This is a genomic window from Stenotrophomonas sp. 93052_Sma (genome assembly GCF_056481145.1).
Genome location: NZ_CM151134.1, coordinates 2,465,342 through 2,478,654, shown reverse-complemented (window position 1 = coordinate 2,478,654; position 13,313 = coordinate 2,465,342). Strand labels below are relative to the sequence as shown.

The following is a 13,313-nucleotide window of genomic DNA, read 5'->3' as shown; positions in this document are numbered from 1 at the left end:
CCGGCCACCGATGTATTGGTGGCACGAAAAGGAATACGCGCGGTCGTGGGTGATGCCAATGCAGTAAGGCCGATGCCGACACCACTTTCAACATTTTCAGAATCGTTGCATGCGGCGCAATGAGGCTGGAGCCTTGCGCTGCAATGCTATCGGCGATGTCGGTAGTGCAGGCCTGCGGACTGTCGGCATCCGCACGCAGGGATCATGAGCGAGGCGGATGCGACAGGATTGCCAAAGGCCGCCAGGCGTCAGTAGCCCTTCAACGCGGCCTTGGTCCGCTCCAGCCAGGCGGCATTGTGGCTGCGCGCGTGGCGCGACCAGTGCTGGGCATCGTCGATGATGCTGGCGAACAGGCTACGGGCCTGCTCACGATCGGCGGGCTGCGGTTGCGCCATCAGCCACTCGGCGTAGAGGCAGCGGGCCGCCGCATCGTTTCCGCATCCCACAGCGCGCTCGAACGCGGCGCGGGCGTCGGGCGACTGGGTGGCTGCCAATGCCTGCGCATAGAGCAGGGTCTGTTCTGGCTTGCGGCGCACGTCCGGATGGCGGGCGAACAGGCCGTCGAGAGCTTCGACCGCAAGCGCGGCGTGCCCGGATTCGAGGCGGGCACGGGCCAGGCCGGTAAGGATGTAGGGATCGTCGCCCAGTGGCGAGCTGGCCGCCTGCTCAAGCAGGGCCCTGGCCTCCTCCGCCTGGCCGGCATCGAGCAGCGTCATGCCCAGGCGAACACGGTTCTGTACGGTGGGCGTGCGCGCCAGCTCGGCGCGAGCGTTGCGCTGGTCCTGGCCCGGGTCCATGAGCTGCTTGGCGGAACGGACGACCTGCCGGGCGCCGCGGGAGTTGCGGGCTTCCGGGAAGTAGATCGCCAGGAAGTAGACGACGCTGCCGAGCAGCGGGAACGAGAAGAGCAGGATCAGCCAGTATAGGCTCTGGCCTGAGCGGATGGCGTGCACCGCAAAGTAGATGGCCGCCAGTACGTGGAGTCCGATTCCGATGTAGGGCATGTGTGCCGCCTCGTCCTTGTGGGGGCTGGAACTATAGTGGGGGAGGGGTGGGGCGCCAATGGGGTGAGCGTGACCGGGCGTGACGCGTCACGTTAATGGGGTTGGGTTCTGCGAGGTAGAGCGCTGCATGTCAATATGTAGCGAGGCTGGCAAGGCAGAGCGTACGCACGTCTAGGAGGCCGTTGGTACGCGCCACTCTGTCGAGTTGAGCCGCCACATGGACGACCAAGGTCTGGACTGCTTGCAAATAGTGTATGCAAGCTCATTTGGCGATACCAAGATCTGTTTTGGGGGCGATATGGCTGAGATTACGGGTGAATGCTCTAGATGCGGAACTCCGCATACGACGTTTGACGTTGGCGCAATCAATTGGAGGTCACAGAGCTTCGGATGGAAGGACGTGTATGAGGTCTTTGCTGTGTGCCGTGCTTGTAAGAAGGGCTCAATTCTGGTCGCGGCCACGAACGCTTACACGTCCAGTCAAGATTTAGAAAGGATTGGCGGGCTCGGGCTGGCAAAGGGCGTTCTGAATCATTTTGTAGACGTTGTCGGGGTTATCAACATCAAGGATGTTGCGTCAATTGCACCTCCCGAGCACCTTCCAGTACCAATCGAAGCAGCATTCTCGGAAGGGGCGTCTTGTCTCGCCATCGGTTGCGTTAATGCCGCCGCCGCGATGTTCCGTTTATGCGTTGATCTTGCAACCATTGAACTTATTCCCGCAGCGGACAAGGGCGGCCCCAATTCTCGAACCGCAAGAGAGCTGGGATTGAGGCTTGCGTGGTTGTTTGACAATGGAAAGCTACCGGAGGATCTACATGACCTTTCCGTCTGCATCAAGGACGATGGCAATGATGGCGTTCATAGGGGAACACTATCTTCCGCAGAGGCTGAAGATCTACTTGACTTCACTACCGAGCTTCTCCGCCGTCGCTACACGGAGAAGGAGAGGATTCGCCTCGCCCGCGAGCGCAAGGACGCGCGGCCAAGATAGTCGGGTGCAGGAGCGGCACCCCGGCGGGGACGCCTTGCACGCGCTGGCGGCGTTTCGGCCCCGGTACCGGCAGTATTGCTGTAGGAGGCTCGGCGTCGGGACCAGTCATCGCCGATGATTGCGAATGCCGATGTCGCGATTGAGCACATATCTGGAACTGTCGATCAACGGCGCCGCACGGGCTGCTTCCATCATGCGGCGCCATTCCTGTGCTTGGCATGCATTGAGCGCCAGCCAGGCCAGATCTTCGGGAAGCAGCTCGCGGCCTTCGGCTGTGATCAATCGGTCACCGAGGAAAGAAGAACTGGCTCAAGGGCCGGTCAGGTCGATACCGTGGTGCGGGATTGTGGTGCTTAGTAGGAGGATGGACCGTGGCAACTGCTTTGATTCCTGGGAGGGCTTCGGGATGGCCCGCCACGAACGCGGTGGGCCGCTGCGGTCCGCCTGCATGCGCGCCACGCAAATCGCTCATGACGGCGACATCCAAAGCGACGGGCAATTGCCGAGCTTCGCCAGCTCCTGTAGATGCTCCGGCCAGTCGCACCACGACAGGCCGATGTGAGCTGGCGAGAGCTCGTGTATCTTCGAGAGGCCTAAAGCACTCGTTGCTCAGGTCGATAAATACTGCGCTAGACCTACTTCAATCTGGAGAAAGCCACTGTCCGACAACGACTCCTATCAGTACTTGCCCGCCGATGGCTGGTATTTCACGCACCCAAATAACGAAAGAGCCAGCGTCGCGAGAACGTTCTATCGCGTGGCCCTTTGGCGAGTGGAAGAGGATGGAACCATCGTAGGCTTGATCTCGGTTCGACTTGGCCGTGAGCATGCGGCAGCTCCGGTGCGGTTAATCTCCCCGCCTCGCGGCGAGGGCGCTCAGTACGTTCAATTTGACGTCCTCACCGGTGAGGATAGGGCAGCGATAACAGATCGGCGCTTTTCATAAGCCTAGCTGCAGTGCGGATGGCCTCCGCACGCTGGAGGCGAGAGAACGGGGCCTGAAGTGAGCCCCATTTCACGGATGACAAAAGAGAAAGGGATGAGTGAATTCTTTAAGAAGATTGACGATGCGGATGAGATCAGACAGGGTGATGTCATCAGAAAAATGGATTTCAGAACCGGGAGCGTGGTCGCTCTGGGAGTGGTAATTACGGCCGACTGCGACATTGCGCAAGAAAAGGCCGGGGGGCGCTACAACTGGGTAGAGATTCTGCCAATGAAAACCTACATTGAGGGCCCTTGGGCAACAGAACAACTTCGAAGACTCGCCAAGAAGCGGTCTAAACAAGTGCTCGATTACCTAGGAGGCCATATCCGCCGAAACCTCCCAGACCTCTCGCCAATCACCCACAGCTCCCTTATTGAATGGTTGCGCACGAAGAGTCCTGAAGAAATTATCAAGAGCGTCAGCGGAGCCACCCCCGATCCAAGTGACAAGCAGTTGCGAGACCTGAAGATTTTCAATCTTGCAACAGCTACAAGCGGGGCACAGGCGGCTTTCGAACGCCTGAGGTCAGCCTGGGACCTGGCCGGGACGGCGCAGGAAGAGCGGCGCAACCAGATCGCGAATGCTCTGAAGGATGGCGGTGGATTTCAGGACTATTTTGTGCTACCTGAGCTCCCAAATATGGACGGGGTGGGATTCGTTGCGGTATTGCGATCAATGGGGACGATCATGAGCCACGAGCTCTTTCTGACTGAGAGAGACGCTCGAATCGCAGGCCAGTCGAGCGAGTTCCATAGATTGGGGCGATTGAGTGACGGAGTCCGCTTCTCTATTACTCAGAAAATGGCGTTCCTATTCTCACGCATTGGCATGCCAACCACATATGAATCTGCGTGCGAAGTTGCATGCGAGCTAGCGATCGACGATTGCTTCTACAACAAAGATGCGGTGTAAGGACATGAAAATGCGCAAGGAAGTAGTTGCAGTTGTCATTGACCACAAAGCAATTGGAGTCCTAGACCGGGCATACATCGAAGACTCTTGGCTGAAGGAGTTTGAGCTCCCGGAAAACACCGACGGTCTGCGCCGAGTTGAAAAAAAAGGAATTGTGTACATCCTTTCGAAAGATTCTCAGCTGGAAGACAATCACTTAGTCATCAATACGGCAGTCTTCTCACCCTCTGCCGGGCTTCCCAAGCCCAGGATTGCGTTCGAACGAATCATCCGCGTGGCACTGCGGCACTTCGACCGAAACATAGCGATTCCTATCCAGTGGCAGCCCTATCACAGTCGATCCCGACTCTCCGTGTTCGCCCAAGCATCGAGAGACGCACAGCAGCGGGTTTACTTTGACCAATCACCGTTCGGTAGCGCCAATCTCTACGCATTCGGAGTAACCAGCGCCCCAGACGACCTGGACGCTGTGCCTCAGGACAAGACTCTATACCTAAACGCTATGGAAGGCCTCTGTGACGCGCTACTGGAAGATGCACCAACAGCCAGCCCACCGGTTGGCAATTTCGGAGTTCTCCTTTCAAAACCTCTTGGCTTCCGGCTAACGAATGAGTGGACGCTCCAGGAGTGGTATGAGCAACGCCTCAACCGCGAACAGCGTGCCTTTGTAGACCGTCTGCATGACAGACCAGTACGTCTCAGGGGAGCCGCCGGCACAGGCAAGACTCAGTCCATGGTAGTCAAATGCCTTCGTGACCTATACGCAGATTCTGATAGTGGCGGAAGTAAAACCTTTGCTTTCCTGACCCACAGTTCCGCCTTGGCGAATACGGTAGTGAAGGGCATGCTTCATTCGTTGGACAACAGCGAGCGATGGTCTTCCCTGAAGACTCCGTCTGGCCAGCCAAAACTGTGGATCGGGACAATATACGAACTTGCTCAAGAAAAGCTAGGCTACGAAAAGAAAGGACTGAGGCCTCTTTCTCTCGATGGAACTGAAGGGCGAGATTACCAACGGATTCTCATTGATGAAGCCATTGGAGCGGTTGTCTCCGACGCGCGCATCGCGCTGGATATCTTCCCTGATTGCAGAGACTTCCATGAGCGACTGAAATCCCGCGCTACAGACCCATCGCTCATCGATGAGCTGATGAATGAGTTTGCTTGCGTACTTGATCTAGAAGCAATCAAGAAGGACACCCACGAAGCGAATCGCTACGCACGGGGTGCCAGAGAACCTTGGCAAATGCACTTGCCGAGTGAGCCTTATCGACGAGTTGTTCTTGAAATTCACGACATCTACCGCGGATTGCTCAGGAAAAACAAAGTCTTGAGCATGGATCAGATGATCGCTGACTTTGATGGCTACCTTGGCACTCACGAATGGGGAGCTCTGAGCGAGCGCGACGGGTTCGACCTTGTGTTCGTGGATGAGTACCACTACTTCACCCGCGCCGAGGCGATGCTTCTCCACAACCTCTTCAAGTCCAGGGCGCAGGTCGAAGGCCGCTGGCCCGTAGTCATGGCCTACGACATCAAGCAAGGCACAAACGACAATGCCGTGAGCGGGGGAGTAGAGAAGTTCCGTAACCCGGGTGTTGGAGAGTCCGTACTAAGCGAACTTAAGCAGGTTTATAGATCAACGCCGGAGATAACTGATTTCCTGCGTGACATTGACGCCTCCTTCCCTGCAATGGATCTGGAGGGTGAGTACGCCACCTACGTATCTCACTCGAAACAGGAATCTGGGAATAAGCCTTCTCTTACCGTCTACCGGACCGATATCGAGCTCGTCGACGGCGTCTTTGACCAAGCTACTCGAATTGCACGAGAGCTGGAAGGCGGAGGCAGCCAGGTTGCCGTTCTTTGTCTGAATGAGATTTTGTTCGAAAAGATCCGCACGGCAGGTCGGGTGCGCGACAAATTTGTGCCAATTACGACCCGCGAGGATCTAAGGGACCTTAGATACGCGAAGGGAAAATGCGTTTTCAGCATGCCCGAGTTCGTGGCTGGCCTCCAGTTCCACACTGTCTTTCTTATCCATGCCGATGGTGCAGACTTTGACGAAGATCAAGGCCAGGGAGCACGACGGCGCTACGTCTCACGCGTTTATCTTGGTGCCAGCCGCGCAGCGCGGGCGGTGCTTATTGCAAGTTCGAAAGAGCGGGGAGGGGCGAGCCAGCTTCTGGACACGTCACTGAACAATGGAACCCTTCTGCGAGTGAGTTAGAAACGGCTCTGTTCGTTCCCGGGGAGGGTCACGTGTTCCCAAGCAAGGGCCAAGGAAGGCTCTTGCTTACGTGCAGTTCTGTCTAATAGAGGGCAGCTTAAATCTGGACTAGGTTCGGCCGTGGAAGGGGCAACTTCTCCACGGCAGACAACGGCAGAAATGTGTGCAACGGGCCAATCGGCAGACAAAATTCTCTGCGTTGGTTCACGGCGAGCTCAGCAGGGCAAAATTGTCTGCCGACGAACACCATCCTTGCCCGCGGACTGAGGACGCAGGCAAGAGCCGAGCCAGAGGTGATGGAGCACGTATTCGTGTTACCTCGAAGTCTTTTCATTTCAACAGTCTACAGACGCAGACCTCCAATCCCTAACAAGCTGAATAGGTGAGCGCCCAGGGGTAAATGTGTTACTTGTACGCTAGCTGCAGGTATTTTTGTTACTAGTTCAGCTTGGGGTCTGACAGGACTCTCGGATCGGTTGCACCCCCAGCCTTTCAGGAGTAGCGTCCAGAGCATGTCAGCGATGCTTACTGACGCTGCTTTCGGCAGCGATTCAGGCCCGCGTTGACCATGACGCACCACCGAGACCGAATGCATCTGCGTAGGTGCCCAGACCACTGCCCCCCGCAGAGAGGTCTATTTGGAGCACGCGAATGAGTGTTACGACCAAGGCCAGGCAACGCCGACTAGGTGTGAGGCAAGCTCGGACAAGCAACTCGGCTAACCTCTGGACGCTGCAGTCTCCTATGGCGGAGTGCCAGGTGACGCTGAGTGGTGACCTGAGGATGAAGCTCTTCTTCTATTGCGAAGGCGACGCAAGCGTCCGTGACGCAGAGTATCGCGAGCAACTGATACAGGTGTCTCTAGGCAGCGGCTCAATCTGCCTTGATGCGCTTACTACCCTGACTGATGGCTCTATTCAGGCTCGGATGATCGACGATGGATCGGACAGAGCCAGGCGAGATATCGAAGCACTGGGCACGGAGTTTGGATATTCAGTCTCCGTCTTGAGCACACGTGAGCTGGGTCAGGCCAAGATGAGGATCCGCAACTGGCAGGCGGCAATATCTGCCTTTCACCGGTGCCGCGGTTCGGATCTTACTTCTTTGGCAAAGGAAGTCGAATCGGCGGTTCGGCGACGCGGCAAGTTGACCTTAGGAGAGGTCATACGAGGACTTAACTCAAGGCACCCAGCAGCGGTGGTGGGAGCTGCGGTTCTTGCGCTGCGCGCTCGATCCATCGGCTCGGATATGGATGCACATCCATGGTCTGTGCACACAAGGCTGCTCAGGTGTGAACATGACCGCTCAATCTAAGTTCAACCGGAGAACGCTTCCGGCAAATCTTGCGAACTATCGTGAGTGGCCGGCTTGCGAAACCAATCAGTTGGACCCGGCTGATCTGGCGCTGTTTGAGCAAAGACGGAAAGCCTTAGTTGCGTACTTAGGCGGCGTCCGAACTGCCGAGATTGCCTCGCAATTCGGGATCGAGCGAACTGAAGTCTTGCGGTACCTCAATCGATGCGTGGCGGTCATGGACGATGGCCGCATTGCAGGTTGGGCCGGCCTCATCAAGGGATTTCGCACGCAAGCGCCAACGCGGATCAAGCCCGTAGGCGCGATGCCAAGCCAGTCATTCGGCGGCTATACGGGCGCTCTGTCAGCATTACTTGATTCGCAGCCCAATGTGCACCTCGCCCTGGACAAGTACCTCGCCACTGGCGTCACTCCAGACGGGGAAAAGCGGGGGCGGATCACCAACAAGGAGGCACATCAGATCTTTCTTAACCTCTGTCGTGATGCCGGGCTGGGCAAGAATCAATGGCCGTTCTGTGTCGGCCGGTATGGCAGAGAGGCAATCTGGGTTTACGTGAAGCAATTTTTCAATTCAAACCACGAGAAGGTTGCATCCCTGCAGTACGGCGAAGAGTGCCGGCAGCGCTCAAGGAGGCCGGGCAAACAACCCGAGGGGCCCATTGCCCTGGCGCCATTTGAGATAGTAGAGGCTGACGAGCATACGGCCGACATCATCTTTGCCGTGGGTGTGAATACTCCAAAGGGAATCAAGTACGTTCCCAGCCGTCGTATGACGCTTATCGTCATCGCCGATAGGTTCACCAACTTCATTCTGGGCTGGGACATCGTTGTCCGCAGGACAATTTCCAGCTCCGACTTCCTCAGGTGCATCGATCATGCGTCAGCTGGACAGTGCCTATCGAACCAGCTGCAACACGCACTGGAAGCCACTCTCTCAGTAGAAGCTGGCGATCCAGAATTGCGCCTTGGTTTTGGCAGCCTCTTTGTAGACAACGCGCTCGCGCACCTATCAGACACAGTAGCCGACAGGGTCAGAGCGGAAACTGGCGCTGCGATCTCGTTTGGCGCAATTAGGCGACCGAAACGCCGTTCGCTCGTCGAGCGAGTGTTTGGCTGGATGGCATCGAGTGTTTTTCAGCAATCACCAGCGACCACGGGAAACAGCCCAACGGACCCCCGGCGCAACCAGCCGGAACGTCAAGCGGTCAGGCATAAGGTGACCCTTGAAAAGCTGATGGAAGAAACGGCCAAGGCCGTTGCGCACTGGAACTCAACGCCTACAGAGGCCAACTACGGCAGCAGTCCCACTGACCAAATGCTTGAGTACTACGCCCCTGGCTCCGGTTGCTTGGCCCCACTGGGGCCGCCGCGTCCCGTGCTGACACCTCCGCTTCGAGTGGATGTGGCCTCAGCCACCGTCAGGGGGTCCCAGAAGAAGGGCAGACTGCCTCGTGTCAGCTACGCGAGCGTCGAGTACGGATCCCCCATCCTGGCCACGCGCTGGGATCTGATTGGGCAGGCGGTCACGCTCCATGCAGATCCCTACGACATCTCACGTGTTCATGCATATGTAGGTGACGGACGGGAGCTTGGTGAGCTCGTGCCACTGAGGCGCGGTGGCGGTATCCGCACTCCCGAGAGCTCCGAAGACTGCTCAGATCCAAGATCGAAGGCGCTCGGGACGCGCCCTTTGCCGACATCGTTGGCGTGGAGCTTCAAGAATTAGCTCAGAAAGCCTTGGATACTTGCGCAAGAGCGCCCCGTACAACGCACGCGGCGACTGTCCTGGCCGAGGAGAAGAGGAAGGGGTACGCGCCGAGCAAGACGCCTACGAACGCCGGAAAGCGTGTCAATACGCAGACACTGGCGTCCCGTGTTCGCAAGTCTAGAGACATCGACTTCTCCATCATCGGAAAGTGAGGAGGTCAACAATGACGAGCCACGAGAGCATTGCCGCAATCCAGGCAACCTATCCATCATTACGGGATCGGCACCCCTTGCTCATGGCAGCGGCCATTCTTCCCACCGCGCCAGTCAAAGAGGTGGCTCGTCTGGTCTTTGATCGAGCGCAACGGCTTCGCTCCTCAATAGCATTCTGGGCGCACCCGTTGTGCGGCAAGTCCTCCTGCATCTCTGCGCTGGAAAAGCTGGCCCCTACCCAGTACCCGGGAGCGGCTTTTGTGATCTACGAGCCTTCGTCCAAGGACGTGGCCGCTGAGGGTGCTCTGATCGAAGATATGCTCTCCGCAATCGACTTCGAACCACGTGCATTGCGTTCCCTCGCGGGAAAGCGCGATCAGTTGCTGCGAGCCCTCTATGCCATGTCAGTCGCTGGCAGACACCTTTTTCTGGTGATTGACGAAGCGCAGAACCTGCACGTCAAGGACCTGGGCTGGCTCAAGCGCATGGTGAACTGGCTGAACACGCATGAGGTAAAGGTTACTGTCGTACTGTTCGGTCAGAGTCAGTTGTGCACGATGCATCAACGCTTCATGGCCGAGATGCCAGATCTGACCATCAGGTTCATGGCGGAGCTTGTTGAGTTCAGAAGTCTGCAAGATGCAGCAGATCTGCACGTGGTCCTTAAGTCATGTGATGACGAGACTGAGTACCCCCGTGGATCGGGCTGGTCCTATACACAGTACTTGTGGCCAAATGCACATGCCAATGGATTCCGCCTGGCGCGCAGCGCCACAGATTTGTACGACGCGTTTCGCTCTCAGTCCGGAGGTGCAGTTGACCAAGAGGGAATCAGCATGCAATGGGTGGCTGAGGCCCTGATGTTGGTGGGGCAGGATAGTGAGGGCAGCGATGCTGAAGGGATGAATATTTCGCGGGAAGTTTGGGAGCGCGCCATCGTTGACTCAGGCTATCGGAGCAGGACGCCTGCCGTGCTGGCTGCAACGGCAATCGGGAGAGGCCGCGCACGGAGGTCGCCGTGATTGCATGGAGTCGAGCTCTGATCGATGCCTACTGTTCCTCGTGGACCGTCATCCAGACGCTGGAACTATTCAACGGCTTCGATGCCAAGTGGATGAATGGTCGCCAGGACTGGTGCCTTCTGCTTTCGCGCTCCACCGTGTATCTCTCGGAGCAGAGGCTTGACGAGCAGCGCCCGCCCAACTGTTCGGAGCAGCTGCGCGATGTTCAGTCAGTCCTGGGTGAGCGAATCAGATGGTTGGATGCTGAAGCTCTTCGTTACTGTCCAGCTTGCATCCAAGTTGGGAGACACTACCAGTATCAACAAGATGACCGATTTGTTCGCTGCGTCCTGCATCGAGTGAGATTGAAGACCGGCTGCCCGTCCTGTGGAATTGCTTTGGACACGAAAGGGACTCTGGTGCACGGATTCACATGTAAATCATGCGGGAGCACCTTGCTGGAGTCCGACGTTTCCGGTGAATTGACCGCTCGCAAGGCTGCGTCATACGCGCGAACCCTAGACAAATTGCACCAGTGGCTCAGGACCGCGAATGACTCGCTCGCCGGTTGCCAGAGGGCTCACAGCGGTCTAACGACAATACGCTGGAACGGGAATCACGCTGTGAGCAACGCAGGCAGTTACTGGTACGCACTGATCCAGCTCCCGAACACGATGGTACGCAACGCGCTGTTGCCAACACCAACCTCCTTCACGCAGCGGCCAAAGACCGCACTCTTGCTACCCCTTCCTGCCGATGATCACGAGACTGCCATCAGGCCGTACGAGGAGCTTCTTAGGTGCATTGCACGTCAAATTAGGCGCACCTATCTCAGGGGACACTCCAGCTGCCGAGTCCATGCCATGAGAACAGTAGGCGGCGGCCGCACTCAGCGAAACAGATGGGCTCCAGTGACTCTAAGGCCGCACCTATGCTGTAGAGGCCAGGCATACGCCGTATGGCTACTGCAGCGGCGCGAGGAGCTTCGCGAGATCTCCGAGCGGATGAGCGTGTCTCGCATGGATCGTCTCCTTGGGCATCGACGCTCTGAGGTCCCTATGCGGTTGCCAGATCTGCACGCAACGGCGTCCAGTTACATAAGCTCGTTTGAGGCGTGGATTGCAAACCTTGCCCGTCTACATTCACTGATCGACCGTTCCAACAGGCAATCGGTGCTGTATGAGCAATTCCGCTGTTCTCCGAACTGGGCGCTGCATCAGCCGGGTGCCAGCAAAAGCTGCCCTATTCACCTGCGTCTGGACCAACAGAAGAACCGTGCTTATTGCGACAGGGGCCGCGTTCGACAGGAGGATCTAGCGTATGTCATCGCTCTGGGGCGAGAAAGGGAGCGGATTCTCAAGCGGGTCGATAAGATGCGCGATGACCCCACGGACATCACGCCAGACATCCTTCTCTGAGTGTGCCAGGCGGCCCTGACGCTAGATCGCCGGCGGCTGCATGAAGAACCACGTTGCCGGTCGCGTCGTTCGATACTATCTGACGAGTAGGCGAACTGACTTTGAGATGCTCCAGTACCTCAATCTAAGGGCTGAGGGTCACTGGCAGAACTGACGGGAAACCCGCGCGCATTGCGTTACCACGCCAGCAACAGCGACCAATCCGCAAAACTGCGGCCATCAAGCATTCCTGGCATGCGGGCCTCAACGTCCAGCCAGGCCAAGCGGTGGTGACGCGGACCTCTCGTGAGGGAGGGGGGGCGTGCGCGTGGCATACTTTTGTACCGCTGACCTGCCCCCTTTCTCAGGGCCACTAGCTACTTAGTAGAGTCCAGGTTGGGGAGCATACCGCTCCGGTGGGTCAGGTTTCGATCAGCGGTCGAACCAGTCAAGGCACCTTCGTTGCGCAGCGCGGCGGCGAACTCGGCAGGCGTGCATTTGGGCAGTGAGCTGTGCGGACGCACCTCGTTGTAGTCCTTGCGCCAGATGGCGATTACCGCCCGTGCGTGCTCGAGCGAGATAAACCAGTTTTCGTTCAAGCATTCGTCCCGGAACTTGCCGTTGAAGCTCTCCACATAGGCGTTCTGCGTGGGTTTCCCTGGCTGGGTCAGCACAAGCGTCACGCCGTTGGCGGTCGCCCACTGGTCCAGCGCCCGGCCGGTAAACTCGGGTCCCTGGTCGGTCCTGATCGCCGCGGGGTAGCCGCGGAAACGGCATACCGCATCCAGGATGTCGGCCACGTTCTGGCCATTTATCCTCCGGCCGACGGCGATTTCCACCGCTTCCTTGGTGCAATCGTCCACCACCGTCAGGCACTTGATCGGGCGCCCGTTGGCCAGGGCGTCGAAGACGAAGTCCATCGACCAGGTGTGGTTGGGCCCCGACGGCAGCTGCAGCGGACGGCGCTCGACGGCCACGCGATCGCGCTTGCGGCGCTTGCGCACCGCCAGGCCAGCGTTGCGGTACAGCCGGTAGATTCGCTTGTGGTTGGCGATCCAGCCCTCCCGTTCCAGCAGGATGTGCAGCCGTCGGTAGCCGAACCGGCGACGTTCGCCCGCCAACGCAACGAGCCTGGCCTGCAACGGCGCGTTCGCCATGCGCGGCTGGTAGTGCAACACGCTGCGTGACAAGCCCAGTGCCCGGCAGGCCCGCCGCTCCGACAGGCCCAGCTTCGCCCGCACGTCCGCGACGGCAGCCCGTCGCGTCGGCGGGCTCAGTATTTTCCCCGCGCCACGATCCTCAGCGCTTCGTTGTCCAACATCGACTCGGCCAACAGCTTTTTGAGCCGCGCGTTCTCCGCTTCCAGTGCCTTCAGGCGCTTGGCGTCGGGCACATCCATGCCGCCGAACTTGCGCCGCCACAGGTAGAACGACGCGTCACTGAAGCCGTGCTTGCGGCAAAGCTCCTTGACCGGCGTGCCGGCGGCCGCCTGCTTCAGGAAGCCGATGATCTGCTCTTCGGTGTATCGCTTCTTCATGTCCGTCCTCTTGTGA

8 protein-coding genes are annotated in these 13,313 nt (G+C 58.2%); 5 read left to right on the top strand and 3 right to left on the bottom strand.

From position 1 onward, the window contains the following. Window positions 1-248 precede the first annotated feature (248 nt). Complete coding sequence (locus ACZK2V_RS11590) at window positions 249-1,004, bottom strand: tetratricopeptide repeat protein (protein WP_486323294.1); 756 nt, start codon at window positions 1,002-1,004, stop codon at window positions 249-251. A gap of 217 nt (window positions 1,005-1,221) precedes the next feature. Here ACZK2V_RS11590 and ACZK2V_RS11585 point away from each other — a divergent pair, with 217 nt between their 5' ends. Beyond that, window positions 1,222-1,998, top strand: a complete 777-nt coding sequence (locus ACZK2V_RS11585; protein ID WP_486323293.1) for a DUF4145 domain-containing protein — start codon at window positions 1,222-1,224, stop codon at window positions 1,996-1,998. 105 nt (window positions 1,999-2,103) lie between these two features. Here ACZK2V_RS11585 and ACZK2V_RS11580 read toward each other — a convergent pair whose 3' ends face one another. Continuing rightward, window positions 2,104-2,280 carry a hypothetical protein gene (locus ACZK2V_RS11580; RefSeq protein ID WP_486323292.1) on the bottom strand — a complete coding sequence of 59 codons (177 nt, stop codon included), beginning with the start codon at window positions 2,278-2,280 and terminating at the stop codon, window positions 2,104-2,106. 757 nt (window positions 2,281-3,037) lie between these two features. Between ACZK2V_RS11580 and ACZK2V_RS11575 the strand changes: the two genes are divergently transcribed. The 4 genes from ACZK2V_RS11575 (at window position 3,038) to ACZK2V_RS11560 (ending at window position 10,384) form a co-directional block, all read left to right on the top strand. Next, window positions 3,038-3,898, top strand: coding sequence for a hypothetical protein (locus ACZK2V_RS11575; RefSeq protein WP_486323291.1), 861 nt, complete (start codon window positions 3,038-3,040; stop codon window positions 3,896-3,898). A gap of 4 nt (window positions 3,899-3,902) precedes the next feature. Further along, window positions 3,903-6,128 (top strand): UvrD-helicase domain-containing protein, encoded by a 2,226-nt coding sequence (locus tag ACZK2V_RS11570; RefSeq protein ID WP_486323290.1) that lies wholly within the window; start codon window positions 3,903-3,905, stop codon window positions 6,126-6,128. A 1,297-nt stretch (window positions 6,129-7,425) separates the two neighbouring features. Beyond that, window positions 7,426-9,168 (top strand): Mu transposase C-terminal domain-containing protein, encoded by a 1,743-nt coding sequence (locus ACZK2V_RS11565; protein ID WP_486323289.1) that lies wholly within the window; start codon window positions 7,426-7,428, stop codon window positions 9,166-9,168. Window positions 9,169-9,373: 205 nt separating this feature from the next. Beyond that, the gene (locus tag ACZK2V_RS11560) at window positions 9,374-10,384 is read left to right on the top strand and encodes an ATP-binding protein (RefSeq protein ID WP_486323288.1); all 1,011 of its coding nucleotides are present in this window, start codon (window positions 9,374-9,376) and stop codon (window positions 10,382-10,384) included. 1,753 nt (window positions 10,385-12,137) lie between these two features. Here ACZK2V_RS11560 and ACZK2V_RS11555 read toward each other — a convergent pair. Further along, window positions 12,138-13,297 (bottom strand): IS3-like element ISPa39 family transposase gene (locus tag ACZK2V_RS11555; protein WP_086009122.1). Its coding sequence is split into 2 segments (ribosomal slippage): window positions 12,138-13,039 and window positions 13,039-13,297, totalling 1,161 coding nucleotides; the frame shifts between segments, so codons are not numbered across the junction. Window positions 13,298-13,313 lie beyond the last annotated feature (16 nt).

Excerpts from the sequence above, each read along its gene's own strand:
- ACZK2V_RS11590 (WP_486323294.1), bottom strand. The coding sequence starts at position 1,004 with ATGCCCTACATCGGAATCGGACTCCACGTACTGGCGGCCATCTACTTT.
- ACZK2V_RS11585 (WP_486323293.1), top strand. The coding sequence starts at position 1,222 with ATGGACGACCAAGGTCTGGACTGCTTGCAAATAGTGTATGCAAGCTCA.
- ACZK2V_RS11575 (WP_486323291.1), top strand. The coding sequence starts at position 3,038 with ATGAGTGAATTCTTTAAGAAGATTGACGATGCGGATGAGATCAGACAG.
- ACZK2V_RS11570 (WP_486323290.1), top strand. The coding sequence starts at position 3,903 with ATGAAAATGCGCAAGGAAGTAGTTGCAGTTGTCATTGACCACAAAGCA.
- ACZK2V_RS11565 (WP_486323289.1), top strand. The coding sequence starts at position 7,426 with ATGACCGCTCAATCTAAGTTCAACCGGAGAACGCTTCCGGCAAATCTT.
- ACZK2V_RS11560 (WP_486323288.1), top strand. The coding sequence starts at position 9,374 with ATGACGAGCCACGAGAGCATTGCCGCAATCCAGGCAACCTATCCATCA.